10 protein-coding genes and 10 tRNA genes are annotated in these 16,354 nt (G+C 36.0%); 11 read left to right on the top strand and 9 right to left on the bottom strand.

Annotation, left to right across the window (positions count from 1 at the left end):
• Positions 1-11 precede the first annotated feature (11 nt).
• On the top strand, positions 12-233 hold the full coding sequence (locus ABN099_RS06805; protein ID WP_349462896.1) for a DUF3820 family protein: 222 nt from the start codon (positions 12-14) through the stop codon (positions 231-233).
• A 143-nt stretch (positions 234-376) separates the two neighbouring features.
• Here the strand turns inward: ABN099_RS06805 and ABN099_RS06800 are convergent.
• The 3 genes from ABN099_RS06800 to gltX form a co-directional block, all read right to left on the bottom strand.
• Positions 377-452: transfer RNA gene (locus tag ABN099_RS06800), tRNA-Ala, on the bottom strand.
• A 28-nt stretch (positions 453-480) separates the two neighbouring features.
• Positions 481-556 (bottom strand) — tRNA-Ala (locus ABN099_RS06795).
• 157 nt (positions 557-713) lie between these two features.
• Positions 714-2,132, bottom strand: a complete 1,419-nt coding sequence (gene gltX / locus ABN099_RS06790) for a glutamate--tRNA ligase (RefSeq protein WP_349462895.1) — start codon at positions 2,130-2,132, stop codon at positions 714-716.
• Between the two features lie 318 nt (positions 2,133-2,450).
• Between gltX and ABN099_RS06785 the strand changes: the two genes are divergently transcribed.
• From ABN099_RS06785 to ABN099_RS06750, 8 genes are all read left to right on the top strand, one after another.
• Positions 2,451-2,526: transfer RNA gene (locus ABN099_RS06785), tRNA-Val, on the top strand.
• 38 nt (positions 2,527-2,564) lie between these two features.
• Positions 2,565-2,640: transfer RNA gene (locus ABN099_RS06780), tRNA-Val, on the top strand.
• A gap of 43 nt (positions 2,641-2,683) precedes the next feature.
• Positions 2,684-2,759, top strand: a tRNA-Val gene (locus ABN099_RS06775).
• Positions 2,760-2,799: 40 nt separating this feature from the next.
• Positions 2,800-2,875: transfer RNA gene (locus tag ABN099_RS06770), tRNA-Lys, on the top strand.
• A 38-nt stretch (positions 2,876-2,913) separates the two neighbouring features.
• Positions 2,914-2,989: transfer RNA gene (locus tag ABN099_RS06765), tRNA-Lys, on the top strand.
• A 41-nt stretch (positions 2,990-3,030) separates the two neighbouring features.
• A tRNA-Lys gene (locus tag ABN099_RS06760) sits at positions 3,031-3,106 on the top strand.
• A gap of 15 nt (positions 3,107-3,121) precedes the next feature.
• Positions 3,122-3,197 (top strand) — tRNA-Val (locus ABN099_RS06755).
• Positions 3,198-5,393: 2,196 nt separating this feature from the next.
• A complete protein-coding gene (locus tag ABN099_RS06750; RefSeq protein ID WP_064720533.1) occupies positions 5,394-5,696 on the top strand; it encodes a helix-turn-helix domain-containing protein in 303 nt (100 codons plus the stop codon).
• A gap of 624 nt (positions 5,697-6,320) precedes the next feature.
• Here the strand turns inward: ABN099_RS06750 and ABN099_RS06745 are convergent.
• From ABN099_RS06745 to ABN099_RS06720, 6 genes are all read right to left on the bottom strand, one after another.
• On the bottom strand, positions 6,321-7,367 hold the full coding sequence (locus ABN099_RS06745) for an ABC transporter substrate-binding protein (RefSeq protein WP_349462894.1): 1,047 nt from the start codon (positions 7,365-7,367) through the stop codon (positions 6,321-6,323).
• 12 nt (positions 7,368-7,379) lie between these two features.
• Positions 7,380-9,521, bottom strand: coding sequence for a TonB-dependent receptor (locus ABN099_RS06740; protein ID WP_349462893.1), 2,142 nt, complete (start codon positions 9,519-9,521; stop codon positions 7,380-7,382).
• Between the two features lie 278 nt (positions 9,522-9,799).
• The gene (gene phsC / locus ABN099_RS06735; protein WP_349462892.1) at positions 9,800-10,579 is read right to left on the bottom strand and encodes a thiosulfate reductase cytochrome B subunit; all 780 of its coding nucleotides are present in this window, start codon (positions 10,577-10,579) and stop codon (positions 9,800-9,802) included.
• Positions 10,576-11,154, bottom strand: a complete 579-nt coding sequence (locus tag ABN099_RS06730) for a 4Fe-4S dicluster domain-containing protein (RefSeq protein WP_349462891.1) — start codon at positions 11,152-11,154, stop codon at positions 10,576-10,578. The genes phsC and ABN099_RS06730 overlap by 4 nt, the downstream gene beginning before the upstream one ends.
• Before the next feature lie 14 nt (positions 11,155-11,168).
• Positions 11,169-13,448, bottom strand: a complete 2,280-nt coding sequence (phsA, locus tag ABN099_RS06725) for a thiosulfate reductase PhsA (protein WP_349462890.1) — start codon at positions 13,446-13,448, stop codon at positions 11,169-11,171.
• An 838-nt stretch (positions 13,449-14,286) separates the two neighbouring features.
• A complete protein-coding gene (locus ABN099_RS06720) occupies positions 14,287-15,090 on the bottom strand; it encodes a sulfite exporter TauE/SafE family protein (RefSeq protein ID WP_349462889.1) in 804 nt (267 codons plus the stop codon).
• 103 nt (positions 15,091-15,193) lie between these two features.
• Here ABN099_RS06720 and ABN099_RS06715 point away from each other — a divergent pair, with 103 nt between their 5' ends.
• Positions 15,194-15,970: an AraC family transcriptional regulator gene (locus ABN099_RS06715; RefSeq protein ID WP_349462888.1), complete on the top strand. Its 777-nt coding sequence runs from the start codon at positions 15,194-15,196 to the stop codon at positions 15,968-15,970.
• 156 nt (positions 15,971-16,126) lie between these two features.
• Positions 16,127-16,198, top strand: a tRNA-Arg gene (locus ABN099_RS06710).
• Positions 16,199-16,354 lie beyond the last annotated feature (156 nt).

Below are 16,354 nucleotides of genomic sequence, written 5' to 3'. Positions count from 1 at the left end.
GAAAACAGACGATGTTAGAAAAACAGCACCTAATTGATATAGCTAATACGCAGATGCCATTTGGCAAATATAAAGGACGCATGTTAGTTGATCTACCAGAAGAGTATTTATTGTGGTTTGCTAAGAAAGGAGCGTTTCCAGAAGGTAAACTAGGGCAACTTATGGAGATGACTCTAGCAATTAAAATTGATGGCTTAGAAGAGCTTCTAAAGCCATTAAAGCAGAGCTGTTAATACCATTACTCTGTATTTTTGTAGAAACGTGCCGGTAGGTTTATAAAGGCATACAGTAAATTTAGACTATTAAAAAATTCAAAAATTTGTGAGAAATAAATAAAGAAAAACCCCGAAGATTTCTCTTCAGGGTCTTTAAATTTTGGTGGAGCTAAACGGGATCGAACCGTTGACCTCTTGCATGCCATGCAAGCGCTCTCCCAACTGAGCTATAACCCCACATAAGTGGTATGTTCTACAAGTATATTGGTGGAGCTAAACGGGATCGAACCGTTGACCTCTTGCATGCCATGCAAGCGCTCTCCCAACTGAGCTATAGCCCCAACATACTGGAACGGGCTTGATAATAGGCAACAAGCACAATACTGTCAATCAGTTAATCTCACATTATTTACCGATTGCTGAAAAAGAGTACAAAAAAAAGATACATCACTAAAACAAGGAATGTATCTTCATTAATCAGTAAAAAAAGCGTAAGTATTAAGCTTGGTTTTCTCGCTCAGAAATAAAACCTAACGCTTTATTAATACGTTCAATGCTTCGTGTTTTACCAATAGCGTGAACAGTGACATCTAAGCCAGGAGATTGACCTGCACCTGTTACTGCAACACGTAGTGGCATACCTACTTTACCCATACCGATTTCTAATTCATCAGCAGTGTTTTGAATTGCTTGATGTACGTTTTCAGCTGTCCAATCTGTGATTTCAGCTAACTTATCACGTACAACTTCTAATGCTTGACGAGCTACTGGGCGTAGATGTTTTTTAGCTGCTGCTTCTTCAAAGGTTTCGAAATCGACATAGAAGTAATGGCAGCTCTCAGCCATCTCTTTTAAGGTTTTGCAACGTTCGCCAAGTAATTTAATTAACTCAACGAGTGATGGACCATTACTGGTATCAATATTTTGTTGTTTGATATGCCAATCTAAATAGACGGCAACTTTTTCTGCTGGCAATGTATTAATATAGTGATGGTTTAACCAAAGTAGTTTATCAGTATTAAATGCACTGGCTGATTTACTAATCGCTTCTAAGGTGAAAGCTTCAACCATTTCATCAATGGTAAAGATCTCTTGGTCACCATGAGACCAACCTAAACGAACTAAGTAGTTTAATAATGCTTCTGGTAAATAACCATCATCACGGTATTGCATTACACTAACCGCATTATAGCGTTTAGATAGCTTTTTACCGTCATCACCGAGGATCATTGATACGTGAGCATATTCAGGTACTGGTGCACCTAATGCTTTTAGGATATTGATTTGGCGAGGTGTGTTGTTGATATGGTCTTCACCACGAATAACATGAGTGATTTCCATATCCCAGTCATCAATAACAACGCAGAAGTTATAAGTTGGCGCGCCATCAGTACGACGAATGATAAGGTCATCAAGTTCTTGGTTACTAAATTCAATTGGTCCACGAATTTTATCATCAAAAATGACAGAACCTTCTTGTGGATTTAAGAAACGAACAACATGAGGTTCGCCCTCAATGTGAACATGATCACTATGACGACAACGACCATCGTAACGCGGTTTTTCACCTTTCGCCATTTGGTCTTCACGCAGTTGTTCTAAACGTTCTTTAGAACAGTAGCAACGATATGCCGTACCCGCTTCTAACATTTGATCAATAACTTGATTATAGCGATCAAAGCGTTTGGTTTGATAGTAAGGACCTTCATCCCAATTTAGGTTCAACCAATTCATGCCATCCATAATTGCATCAATGGCTGGCTGAGTAGAACGTTCTAAATCGGTGTCTTCAATACGCAGTACAAACTCGCCCTTATTATGACGGCTATATAACCAGGAATAAAGTGCGGTACGCGCACCACCAACATGTAGATAGCCAGTAGGACTTGGTGCAAAACGGGTTTTTATTTTACTCATTGGGATTGCCTTAGTACGTCTTACTTATATAGATAAGTAATCGTGATTATCAAAAAAACAAAATTGTTGGCTTATTTTATCACTGGATGCTAATTCCTCAATGACATTAAGCTTTTAACAAGAATAAAAATTTAAAATAGCCATCTTTTTGTTTGACGAGTGTCTTTAAGCGGATTATTTTGGTCAATCAATGTGTAAGTATGGTGCTAAAAAACACATCTTGACTAAAAATAAAACGAACGAACGTTTTTACGATAAAAATCCGATAAAAATCGTTGACTCATAGCACAGTATCCCTATAATGCACCCCATCACGACGGGCGGTTAGCTCAGTTGGTAGAGCATCTCCCTTACAAGGAGGAGGTCGTTGGTTCGAGCCCAATACCGCCCACCATTATTTCTGTCGTGATAAGTTGTATGTTTAGTGTAATTGGGCGGTTAGCTCAGTTGGTAGAGCATCTCCCTTACAAGGAGGAGGTCGTTGGTTCGAGCCCAATACCGCCCACCAATTACATTAAAGCGTGGTAGTGAGAATTTAGTCATCATGAAGTGGGCGGTTAGCTCAGTTGGTAGAGCATCTCCCTTACAAGGAGGAGGTCGTTGGTTCGAGCCCAATACCGCCCACCACTTCATCCGGTTATTTTGCACAAAATCCACATTTAGGTATGGGTCGTTAGCTCAGTCGGTAGAGCAGTTGACTTTTAATCAATTGGTCGGGCGTTCGAATCGCCCACGACCCACCATTCCTAAAAATACAATATAAAGTAGTGAACATTGTGACGGGTCGTTAGCTCAGTCGGTAGAGCAGTTGACTTTTAATCAATTGGTCGGGCGTTCGAATCGCCCACGACCCACCATTCACAAAACTACTTTAAAGCATTACGCAAAATTATTAAATGGGTCGTTAGCTCAGTCGGTAGAGCAGTTGACTTTTAATCAATTGGTCGGGCGTTCGAATCGCCCACGACCCACCATTTAATAATCAAAGCGGGCGGTTAGCTCAGTTGGTAGAGCATCTCCCTTACAAGGAGGAGGTCGTTGGTTCGAGCCCAATACCGCCCACCATATCTGCACTTCATCTCTTCATCTCATTTCGATCAAAACATCCTTTAAGCCTCATCTCTTAATACCTTTTGCTGTAATCAAAACGCTATCTAAAATTTGTTGTTCTAGTCCTATGCTATCATGGCGCTTATTGCTTTTACTGTAAAAATATTTTCTAGCATTATCATTTCTATGCCTAAATGATATATATCCTCTGCTGTGCTACTTAAGTGCTCGGTATAGCTATATATGGCTAGGTTAAAGCATTGCGTGAAAAAGGTGCTTATTTCATACCACATCAATCATTAAGATCCACGAGTAATCCCATTATAAATAACGTTTCCACAGTAATAACGCACAGTTTTTCTATTATTTTTAGGGGCTAGTTGTTTTTGTTCGTAATATTTGGTTACAAAAATGGTTGGGTTTCTCGTTTTATCTCTCTTGCATACTGCTTTATCAATAATAAACAAATGCTTTTTAGTGAGTTTTGCTCATTTAATGATGGTTAAAAGCAGGTGTTATTTAAAATTTGATCTAATATTTGGTTGAAAAAATTCTTGTTTTTGTACTAAAAAGCTTTTTTATTCTAATTAATTACACATTGAGTTATTCAAAAAAGGTTAAAGCACTTTAATCATCTTATGCTGAGTCTCGTAAACGCTTATTGTAAGATGAATTTTTTATAAAATGAGCGATTTTCAACATTTTGGTCTAATTCATTGGTTTGAAAGTTCATTATTTTCCATTAAGAAACTGGATAACAAAATGAAGGATATAAATTGGTGTTCTGATTGATATTATTCAAATTTTTCTCCTCTTTCTTTTGCAGTAATGATTAAATTTAATTGTATATTTTTGTTTTTCTCTTAACTTAGATAAGGTCAATTCATATATTAATCCGCCATAATACATTGATTTTAATTGCATTATTTCATTAGTTTGATATTTATCAATATTTATATAATAATGGTCTTTAAAATAAATGATACAAAGCAAAAACGTCTTTTTCTATCAATTACTGATTTGTCTTTAAGTGGTAAATTTCATTTTTACCTATATTTAGAGGAAATTGCGTATATGGCAGGAATATAAATTATATAAAAATATTAATGTTTATCTAAGGGTAAGAATAACTCCTATATTGAATGAGTATATTTACTTAGGATTAAAATAAGTGTAACTCCTATTTTTTTAACAAAATTAGAACATGGTCAATAACACCATTAATAGACTAATATTTCATTCATTTCTCTTTAGTTGCGATAATTAATGACGTAAGATTTTTCTTATTGTTCGTCTGTGAGTGAAAAGGAAAGGCAAGTATCAACAAGAGGTATGATTGAGATAAATATCAATTCTGCTTACAAAAATACTAATAACTATATGATTAAAATGGTTATGTTTTTTCAATAACAAAGTCTTAGTTATTATCTGATAATGTTTTTTTATTTTATATAAAATGCAGTAAGCGAATTAAATAATATAAATTTAAAATTTAATTAGTGTAGAACTAATTACTAATTATTCAGAAATGATAATTATTATTCATTTTAAAAACTATTTACTCGAAGATCTAAGGGTTTATGCTTATATAAATTAATTAACAAATGTTTAAAGAGTGATTTCGATCTTGGTTAATTATGAAATTAATGTAATTTATTGTTTTATAAGTATATTTTTATTCATTTTTTAATATACATTAAATATATTGAGATTTCTTATATTCTTTTCTAAAAAAGAATAAAAACATGCCATTTGAGAGGTTAATTTATTATTTTAAATAAATTAAACTGACATAACTTGACTTATTTTTATCCTATATGAATTTTTATTCTGTAAATAATCTCTTATTTAGCGTTTTGCTCTAACTTATGAGTAAAGTTTAAGGGAAAAAAAGAGATTTTTTATAAGGTAATTATTTTAACTAAATGAAATTTAAGCATTAAATTACCTATCCTAGGTGTTTTTAACTATCACCTGCGAATTGACAACTTTGAATTGTCTTTTTATGACTAGTTGAAAGTGTTTAAATGCGTAGTATATTATTTACATATGATAAGTCATGTTATGAATTGTAATATTTCTTATCTACTAAAAATTATATTTCATTAAAACAAAAAAGTGCATTCGATAATATATGATTTTATATTTTATTGTAAAAATGCACATCATTATAAATTTAGATATCAATCAAAGTGAAAAGCGAGAAATATTATGAGTAGCAAGTATCCAGTTGCTTATGCTGTTGGACAAAAAATAAAGTCATTAAGAAAATCTCAAGGTTATACTGTATTTCAGTTAGCAAAAGAGATTGATATTAGTGAACAACAATTATTTCGTTATGAGCGTGGTGTTAACCGTATAGATATTGATTGCCTAGTAAGAGTGCTTGAAGTATTAGGTGTTAATATTGGTGGCTTCTTTGAAGAAGTTATGGGTGGTATGGTTCAAGAAACTGAACGTAATGAACAACATATTCCATCCCACTTTGATAGCAAAGCACTTTCTATATTCTAAGAATATTCTTAACTTAGAAAGTTAAATCATTTAAAAATAATTAGAACGAGTAAGACAATTCTTATATTGAAAGTTTAATCTGATTATTTATTAATAAGAATTATCTTATTAAATATAAATGATAGCCTCTAAATGAAATAAATGCCCTTATAGGGCATTTTACGTTTTTGTAGAGTCTCATTTTTAAATATTAATAAATAATGAAGTTATTTTATTCGAGTACATTGACGTTATTAAACCAAAAAGAAATAACCTACTGGTATTAGTAACTATGTACAAAAAAACAAGATGACACTTCTGCTATCCATTATTACTTACCTAGCATAATTACCTATATCACATAAGAACGCTTATTTATTGATAACATTTCAAATGTGACTATCGTTATAAATAAAACCCGTTGTATTGATAAAGACAAAAAATGCACACTTATTTATACGTAAGTGAAAAAACATCTATTTTGGTAAACATGGTGTTGCATCAATTTTTGGCTAATAGGTGAAATTTAAGTTTAAATTGAAATCTTGATTTATCACCTAATCATCGAACGGATGAAAAGGTGACAAAAATATTAAACCGCGTAGCACTGATTTGGGGGAGTAGCACTAATTTGAAATGGTAGTGCTAATCATTAGGCGGTGTAAGGATAAAACGGAGTTGTTCATCATTTAGTTTTATATTAAAAAAAGTTTGGTAGAACTGTTTTGTCTCGTTTGTAATATCAATCTGCTGAGTGTGCTCAGGGTAGAGCAATGTTGCCAACCAAACGAATTGTAAAGCTTCTTCTGTTGTTTCGCGACACCACCAAAACAATCCTTTAGGATTTGTGTAAACTCGTCCTTCACGTACTGCGGTTATAGATTGCCACTGAGGGTCATTTCTTATTGCCTCAGCATCTTTTGCATACATAGTAACAATGACGTCTGGATCTGCATGGATAATTTGCTCTAAAGCGACTTCACCCGCTCGACTAGGAACATTATCAAACCAATGCTCTGCAACGTTAACACCACCAGCAAGGGTTATCCAATCATGGTTAAGGGAAGGCGAACCAGAGGTTCTTAACGGCGCGCCAAAGGCATGATAGACCTTCATTGGTGCTCTCTTTGCAATATCACTTACGGCATTGCTAACTAATGTTTTGTTTCGTTCAAAGTAACTAAGATAATCTTGCGCCTGTAGATGACTCTTATTACCTAAAATTTCCCCTGTTATAAGCGTTCTTTCTAATAGAGCATCCATAGAGCCAGATTTTAGGGTTACTACAGCAATGCCTGCATTTTCTAACGCGATAGATTGTGAGTCTGATAGTTTACCTGTAGCAAAAAATATCTCAGGTTGACTAACAATCAGTGTTTCAATATTTAGCGTATCGTTATTACCTTTACTTGAGATTGATGCGGTTTTGATGGCAGGCACTATCTCTGTAAAAAAAGGAATGGTTTTGACTAAATCTGTGGTAGAGACGATTTTATCGCCAGCGCCTAACATAGCTAAAATAGCATTATGCGCATTCCAACTTGTTGCTACTTTTTCTGGTTCATCAGGAACCGTGACTGATTCATTCTGATAAAAATAAATTGTTCTATCAGCCTGTGCTATAAAAGAGATACTGAGGGCGAAAGCCCCCAGTAAACATGAGCACAGGGTTTTTAATAACCCGTTATACATGTTAATAACTCCTTAAAGTTCGATACTAACAGAAGCTGAAATTTGGCGAGGTGTACCTAAGAAAGCATTAGCGCCACCGATAGCCCCATTTTGGTTACCAGAGAAAATAGAAGCCCAGTAATGTTCGTTTGTGACATTATCTAAATTAAGACGAAAAGTGGTCTTTTTATCCCAATACTGAGTTTGGTAACGAGCGCCAAGATCAACCGTGGTATATGCTTTTGCCCACATCGTGTTGGTCGTATTAGCTGCACGTTTTCCTGTGTAATGAAGGTTTGCGCTATAGATAACATTAGGTAATGTTGGATAGTGATATTCAGCGAGTAAATTGGCTTGGTATTTTGGTACACCCACAACATCTTTATTCTCTGTTTTTGTATTTCCAGTGCTTGTTAATGTTGGGTTTAACCATGTCATACTGCTGAAAACAAAAAACTCATCGGTGACTTGTCCATTCGCCATGAGTTCTAATCCACGATTACGTTGTTTACCTTGTTCTTTAAAGATGTTGTCTTCACCCACATAAGCAAACGGGCGTTCTAATTGGAAAATAGCCGCATTTAAATTGAGTGCCCCAACTTGTGATTTCATCCCCATTTCCCATTGCTCACTACGATAAGGTTTTAACACTTCATCACGATTCTTTGCCGTATTTGGTGCAGAATCACCTTCTTCTAAAGAGTCTGCATAAGAGACATACGTCATTACTTCAGGAATAGGTTTAAACATTAAAGCAACCGCAGGGCTTAAACCATTTTCAGTATGATTTGAACCGCCATTACGGTAAGAGGTTTCTTTGATCCAGTTTTGACTTAGCGATCCCATTACTGACCATTGAGGATTAAAAGTAACCGTATCACCAAGAGTTATCGCTTGAACTTGTGAGCGACTGCCTTTAGTGCGAGCACTTCCAGTATAAAAACCTTCATTTGATGGATCGTCATAACGATGTGGATTATTGATATTTTGAGTTGGTAATGTAAATTTAAGATCATCACCATTAGCACTATAGATATCCCAACGATAGCCGCTGGTTGCCATCACTAAATCATGAGAAATTGCACCCGTCATCACATGACCATTTAAATTAATAGCGTTGCTTAGTACAGTAAAACGACCATAAGTAGAAGGTACAGATAAAGTTGGGGTAAATTGTTTACCATCATTACTTAATTGGTTAGATACAGAACGAAAACCGCGATCCGCTGTTTGATAACCTACCGCAGCACTGATTTGCCAATCTTGGTTAATGTCATGTTTTAAACGGCTGCTAACGGTTCGGGTATGTAGATCAACACCCGAAAAAGCTTGACCATAACCTGCTTTTGTTGGATTCGGTGCATCAGGTAATGTGGTGACTTTAGGACCATAAGAGAATGCGCCAGGATAGCCCATTTTCTTAAACCAATAGTCGCTAAAATTGACTTCTAATACGGTATCAGATGAGATATTCCAATCAAATGCAGTGCTGATTAATTGGCGACGTGTTTTACTGCCAGCAACGTAACCTTTGCCTTCGTCATGCAGTAAATTGATACGATAACCAAAGGTATTGTTCTCATCAACAAATCCACCAAGATCAAGATGCCCTTTAAATTGCCCATCATTAATATAAGCGGCATTAAGCGAAGTCAGTGGCTTTAAAGTAGGGCGTTTTTGAGTAAAATTAAATTGCCCACTTGGACTCGCTGGTCCATAGAGTGATCCGGTTAATCCATTGATAATATCAACACGTTCAAGCATTTCGATAGGGAACGCGGTAGTTGAAATAATATTCACGCCATCTAAACGAGAATTAGCAACAACATTACCTTGCATACCTCGATTTTGAGGACGACCGACATCCATGCCACCACGAGCTTGCATTTGTGATGATGCGTTATATTTTAGAATATCAGCAACGCTGGTGACTTGCTGATTTTCAATCATAGATTGAGTGAACGTATTAGTTGTATAAGGGGTATCTAACCACGCTTTATTGCCTAATGGACCCATTTCCACTTCACGAGTAACAAAGCCAGCGCCTGCCTCGCCGTTGTTAATAGGTTGTGCAATAACAACGATTTTCTCAGCGTCATCGGCTGCAATACTCCCTGAAATTGCTAATGTTTGTGCAACAGCACAAGCTATTGTCGAAATGATAAATTTCTTCACTATAAACTCCAAATATTTATTTTTTAATTATATAAATCCATCGTTATCGAAAAATTTATACAACGATGCGCATCGCAAATGTAAGGCAATGTGTTTCATTGTATAGGAATGTATATAACGAGATGGGTGCCGACTATACACCCAATAACATGTAAATTAAATGATATATATGCGAATAATAAAATTATGAAATTATTTCTGAATGGAGATCAAAAAAATGCCCGTTTAAACGGGCATTTGGAGAAAAGTGAAGCTGATTTGTAGTGAAAAATCAGAAATTAATGCTCTGCTTTTTCGCTATTAGCGGCATGGTCATCATGTTTTTGGTGACGGTGATGACCATCAACCATGCTGTGGAATGTTTGAGTAAAAGTATCACCCAAAGTACATAGGTAGAAGTGAGCACAAATAAACATCAGTGCCACAATAGCTAAGACTAAGTGAGCTTTTAGCATCCAATAACCTTCACCTAGCAGGTCAGGATAGAGACATAGCAATCCAGTGATAAGCAATAAAGGCACTAATCCAAACATCACACCTAAATAAGCCAGTTGTTGCAGTGGGTTAAATTTATCTGTTGTTGTTGCCGCAAAAGGATGTGGTTCGCCTTTCATAATGCCATACAGATAAAAACGTGCCTGCTTAATGCATCTGCCAATTAAACCACTAAATCTGATTTTGTAATGAACACCATTATTGGTTGTTAGGTTAATGATGATAAATCCAATCCAAAATGCGATAAGAATAAAGCCACATATTTTATGTAACAGCACCATTGATGTGACATTACCAATGGTGAAGTGACCTAAAAATCCACTGACTAGTAATAGGATAAACAGTAAAGCATTACCCCAGTGCCAAAAGCGAATTGCTTTAGAATAAAGATAAACACGCTCTTCTTCATAATGACCAGAATGTTTTGGTGCAAGTGCATAACGAAGAAAACCATGAAGTACTAGCACTGCTATCATTGCAACAATTAATAGACCGGCAGCCATTAACCAGACAGGCCAATAATCTGGCGTATAATGGAGCTCTGCTCCCCAGATACTTGTCATGCTTTATCTCCCTGATGAATTTCTTTACGACGGAATAAACTTGGTTTTCCGACATTGTCTAATTGGTACTGATAAACAGATTTTTGTTTGATCCAAGCTTGAATTTCAGGTGAGTCAGCGCGACCAAAAGCAAGCGCATCTGTTGGACATACTGAAACACAAGCTGGTAATTCACCTTCTGCCAATCGGGTATCAGAACAGAAATTACATTTATCAGCGATATGCGTCATTGGGTTGATATAACGAACATGGTAAGGGCAAGCACCAACACAATAATCACAGCCAATACAGAGCTCTTCTTTGACTTGCACAATGCCATTTTCATCAATAAAAGAGGCACCTGTAGGACAAACTGAAACACAAGGTGCATCTTCACAATGCTGACAAGAGATACGGAAAAATTGATAATGAGGATTTCCTGCGGCGTCATTATTGGGTCCTTGGATCTGAACCTGTAAACGACTAAATCCTTCAGGAATATCATTGATGACTTTACATGCGACGGTACACGCTTGGCATCCAATGCAGCGTTTTTCATCATGTAACATAACATATTGTTTATTATTGCTATTCATAGGTAATTTCTTCCTTAAGCCCGACTAATTCTGACACCTGATGTGTGAACATCAGTACCTGATACAGGGCTAATTTCATGAGGTAATAAGTTGCCGCAGTGAACGCCCGTGGTAGTCGCGGCTGTTTGTGCTCCTGCTTTTGCACCTGAACCCATATAAACAAATACGGTGTCAGGGCGAATACCTTCAGTGAGTAAGGCGTGAGCCTTTTCTTTACCTATGCTATTTTCTAAAATAATTTCATCGCCATGGTTGATACCGTGGCTTTTTGCTGTTTCAGGGTGTAACCAAACTGGGTTTTCCCACATCAATTCGGCTAATAGCGGAACATATTGCGTTGCACCATTAGTATGGACAGCAACTTTTCCTTGAATAAAGTAGAGTTCGTCTTTTTCTTTTAATGGGAAGTCATGAAAACGAGGAATACCATAATTTTCTAAACGGCTTTCTAGCTCTTCAGAATAAATTTCAATTAAACCACTTGGTGATTTGAATGAGAGTGATTTTTCCATCATGTTGTTACTATCAACGTGTTTAATAGCGTCTGGATATGTTTCAACAAAAGTTTTCACATAAGAAGGTTCACGTAATAACAGTGGAATACCATAAGATAAATAGCCTTTATTATGGATCTCTTTATACAGATTTTCATCACCATTAACCTGATAAAGCTGACGTACACCCATGTTTTCCCAAGGGAAATAAGCTTCTAATCCTAATTTTTTACCTAATTCCATCCAAATTAACCAACTTGGTTTAGTATCACCAATTGGCTCAACAACTTGTTGGCGTAATGCGTAAGCAGGGTTTAAACCAGAAACATCAGAAATCTCTTCATCACGTTCTAAATAAGTTGTTTCTGGTAATAAATAGTCAGCATAAGCCGCACTTTCACTTAAATAAACATCACAGCTGACAATTAAATCGAGTTTTTGTGCTGTTTTTTCTAATTCAGGACGGCAACTAACCGTTTGGAATGGATTATGACGCGACATTATCCATGCTCTTGTTTGGTAAGGTACGCCATTTAAGGTTGAATCGATAATTGCCTGAACAACACCACCACCTTTACTAATGTATTTAAATTGTGGTGCAGTCGCATCGATACGTTTTGCCGTAATTTCAGGCATCCCTTTAACACTTGGTTTAGCTAATTCAGGTGCGACATTAATGCCGGCTAATTTATTATATTTTGCAGCAGCTTTTTTCTGATACATTCCACCTTCACGTTCAATATTGCCAAGTAAGGCATTGAAGGTGAAGATCATTCTGCGCATATTAATTTCTTCTTTATTAAAGGTTGCGCGGTGACCCGGCATAATTAATGCGTGAGGTGCTTTAGCTGCTATTTCACGAGCAATACGAATAATATCTTGTGCTGGAACATCAGAGTGCGCTTGTGCCCATTCTGGTGTTGTGTCTTGTAATACTTCTTCTAATTGAGCAAAACCAACGGTAAATTTCTCAATAAAATCTTTATCGTAGAGATTTTCTTTAACTAATACATGGCACATAGCCATAAGAACAGGTAAATCACCACCAGGACGAATTGCAAACCATTCATCTGCTTTACTTGAAACGACAGATAAACGTGGATCAAAACTCACTAATTTTGCACCACGTTCTTGCGCTGTCATTAATTCATGAGTTTCTGCAACTTCAATACCTTCATAAAGGTTATGACCAAAAGAAAGAATATATTTTGAATTTGCTAAATCCATTGAAAGATCGCCACCCATCATTACGGATGCAGCAATGGCTTTACCTGCTGGACATGTTGTTGCGTGTGTAAAAGTATTTGGCGAACCAAACGCCGCAGCAAGATGAAAAAGATGAGAAGAGAGTGAACCTGATTTAGATGAAAAAGAGATTGTCTCTGCACCATAAGTCTGTTTTATGGCATTCATCTTTTCGGCGATTTCTTTATATGCTTGTTCCCAACTAATTACTTCCCATTCGCCAGCGCCTCTTGGACCTTTGCGTTTCATTGGTTTGACAATACGATTAGGATCGTTAACTAGGCTGACGCCACTACCGCCCCTTGCACAAACACGGCTACTTTGATGCTCTGCGTTTCGGTTTCCTTGAATAAAGACAGTCTTGTTGTTAACAACTTGTGCTTCTATCGGACAACGATAAGAACACATTTCACATAGACTAGGAGTCAATTTTGATTGACCCTTAAGAGAATCTATAGGATTAAATGCAAGTGCACCCGGTGGCAAACTGCTTACGGTACAACCCACACATCCTATCCCCATCCCCTTAATGAAAGAACGACGACTAATACTCATATAACCTCCAGTTTCTTCTTATAGCTAAATATTATATACAAGCAGTTAAATAAATATTTGATGGCGTCCCCAATTTATTAATTGATAAGTGATGGGTTAGTTGTAAATAATAAATATAAGAGAAAAAGAAGTTAATAAACGTAATAGAATTAATTAACAAAAATAGACAAAATTAAATGATAATTATTTTCTTCTACAGGTGTTATTAATACAGGGCTATAGCAAGGAGATGCAAAAACACCTTGTATAACAATAATTTTTTGTTCTTTGTATTTCATTTGTTTATGCGATTAATCTATTTTTCTAAAGTGTATTTTAAATATACTATTTATTATTTTTAAATTTTGACAAAAACAATAATCGATATATAATCGTTTATATATCGATGTGGGGTGTTATTGTAATTAAGTTGTTATTTTAAATTAAACTTAAATACTCAATTACACTATATTTTAAACCAGTTTCTTCTTTAGTTTTAAATTTATTAAAAATAGCTAACTTGTTATTTTACGTGTGAATACACGCATTAATTTGGTCGTTAAAGGTATCTAATTTGGATAAAAAAATGCTTATAAAAAGCAATAAAATTGATGTTTTAAATAAGACAATTTATAAATTATTGTTCATTATGTTCAAATATTAATTAACGATACTAATCGTTAATGTGCTGTATCTCGATTGTCAAATTGGGATATTTTTTACTGGATGTAATTTAACAACTAAGAAACTAAGCGAGATTTCGTAACGAAAGGACTAAGTGAAATGTTAAAAAATAGGGCTACTTAATGGCACAGGGAACACATAAAGTAGCCGAGATATGGTCATTGAAAGGTAAAAACTAGAGTAGCATCACGCCTAATACAAGGATCAATAGTAAAGGGTAGACCCTTGCATGCCATTTATCGGGAATGCGAGATAAAAAACGTTCTGATATTTTTAGCCCTATCCAAGTGCTACAAATCAGAATTAGTGCAGCTTTAAGCCAGATATATCCCACAAAACCAGCTTCATTATTTAATGGTGTCGTAAAGGAGAGGGAGAGGTAAGTTAATGTCGCTGTAAGCGCTAAAGGGAGAGTTAGTGTATTTGCCATAGCTGCTGATTGTGCCATGGATGTTCCTCTACGACGTAATAAAGGTACGGTCATCACACTTCCACCGACACCTAAAAAAGCAGCAACAACGCCAATTAAAGTACCAGTAATAGTCTCTTTTGTATTACGTACTTTTTTTACTGCATCTGTTGGTGCTATAAAACCGGGGCGGAAATAACAATCTAAAATAGTGATAAAGAGATAACCAATAAAAATCCATCTGATCCATTCTCCTTCTACTATTAAAGCAAGATATGCACCCAAAATTCCGCCAAGAGCGATCCCGATAAAAAGTGTTGTAATGGCCCTCCAAGCTATTCTTCCTGCTTTATGGTGTTTAAGTGTCGTGATGGTTGCTGAGAACAACATAATAAGTGCGGAAGTTGCCACTGCAATTTGCATTGCATGTTCCCCAGGTAGACTATCAATTCCCCATAATGTCAGAATAAGTGTATAAAGAAGTGGGACAGTGACAAACCCACCACCAAAACCAAATAGCCAAGTAGTAATACCTGAAATTAAGCCAAACGAAATCAGCCAGAGTATCATTCTCATTCTCCTGTTGAGTCAGGAGATTAACAATATACAATAAACGGGTGGCTGACCCACGCGATAAAGACAAGTTTATACGATTTTAGGACAATCTAACTATATGCGTAATATTGATATTAATAGTGTGGATCATCTTCCTAGAGATATTTTGGCATTAGGTTCAGATTATCCTTACGATACACTGCTTGAAGCCCATCAACATCGAAGGGCGCAATTTTTATATGCACCAAATGGCGTAATGAAGGTAAAAACAGAAGATGGACAGTGGATAGTGCTACCTTATAGTGGAGTATGGATCCCTGCTGAAAAAGAGCATCAAGTCTTAATGCTGGGAAGCAGTACTTATAGTCTTTATATTGAACCAAATAAGGTACTTCGATATTCAGAATGTTGTGAGGTTTTACAGGTATCACCACTCTTTCATCAATTATTGCTTTCAGCTAATCAACTGCCACTACTTTACGATTTAGATGGGCGAGATAGTGCATTACTAACGTTGTTATGTCATGAATTAGCATTAGCAAAACCGCTGCCTTATTTTACACCATTACCACAACATGCTTTGTTAGATAAACTTTGCACTGATTTTATCTCCCAACCTAATATTCACACCACGCCAGAAATGTGGGCTGAAAAATTAAACAAAAGCCTTCGCACTTTTACTCGTCTCTTTCATAAAGAAACGGGATTCTCTTTTCGAGTTTGGCGGCAAAAAGCGTGTTTAATGTATGCGTTAACAGCGTTAAAAAAGGGGCATTCAGTAACAGAGGTTGCATTAGAGTTGGGGTATGAAAATCCAAGTGCTTTCAGTGCGATGTTTAATAAAGAGATGGGATATTCACCCAAGCTATTTTTGAAGCAATTGAAAGAATTTTAGCTTATATGTTTTGACCTGTTTTAACTCAAACGATAGAGTATAAAAAATCAACAAAATAAATTTCCTCCAATATCAGTGCGTTAAAACTTGATTAAAACAAGGTGAGGGGGGTAAAATAAACCCTGTACACTATTGGTACTACACCTATCTAAGTAGGTTCCCTTAGTTAAATGGATATAACGAGCCCCTCCTAAGGGCTAGTTACAGGTTCGATTCCTGTAGGGAACGCTCTGAATCCATTCGCCTCAGTTCGCCTCAGTTCGCAAAATCCCACAAAAACCAATACACACAGTTATTTCTTTTCCGTTATAGTTCGCATTAGTTCGTTGACAACCGCCATCTTTATTGGGTAAATATTGGGTAAATTTTTTTACCCAGCGAGAT

Source organism: Proteus hauseri (assembly GCF_040139125.1).
Classification (GTDB): domain Bacteria; phylum Pseudomonadota; class Gammaproteobacteria; order Enterobacterales; family Enterobacteriaceae; genus Proteus; species Proteus hauseri_B.
This window is presented reverse-complemented; position numbering and strand designations above follow the sequence as displayed.

What these genes read in the sequence shown, in the direction of transcription:
- ABN099_RS06730 (WP_349462891.1), bottom strand. Translation starts at nt 11,154, where the DNA reads ATGAATAGCAATAATAAACAATATGTTATGTTACATGATGAAAAACGC.
- ABN099_RS06750 (WP_064720533.1), top strand. Translation starts at nt 5,394, where the DNA reads ATGAGTAGCAAGTATCCAGTTGCTTATGCTGTTGGACAAAAAATAAAG.
- ABN099_RS06715 (WP_349462888.1), top strand. Translation starts at nt 15,194, where the DNA reads ATGCGTAATATTGATATTAATAGTGTGGATCATCTTCCTAGAGATATT.
- phsC (WP_349462892.1), bottom strand. Translation starts at nt 10,579, where the DNA reads ATGACAAGTATCTGGGGAGCAGAGCTCCATTATACGCCAGATTATTGG.
- ABN099_RS06805 (WP_349462896.1), top strand. Translation starts at nt 12, where the DNA reads ATGTTAGAAAAACAGCACCTAATTGATATAGCTAATACGCAGATGCCA.
- phsA (WP_349462890.1), bottom strand. Translation starts at nt 13,448, where the DNA reads ATGAGTATTAGTCGTCGTTCTTTCATTAAGGGGATGGGGATAGGATGT.
- ABN099_RS06720 (WP_349462889.1), bottom strand. Translation starts at nt 15,090, where the DNA reads ATGATACTCTGGCTGATTTCGTTTGGCTTAATTTCAGGTATTACTACT.
- gltX (WP_349462895.1), bottom strand. Translation starts at nt 2,132, where the DNA reads ATGAGTAAAATAAAAACCCGTTTTGCACCAAGTCCTACTGGCTATCTA.
- ABN099_RS06745 (WP_349462894.1), bottom strand. Translation starts at nt 7,367, where the DNA reads ATGTATAACGGGTTATTAAAAACCCTGTGCTCATGTTTACTGGGGGCT.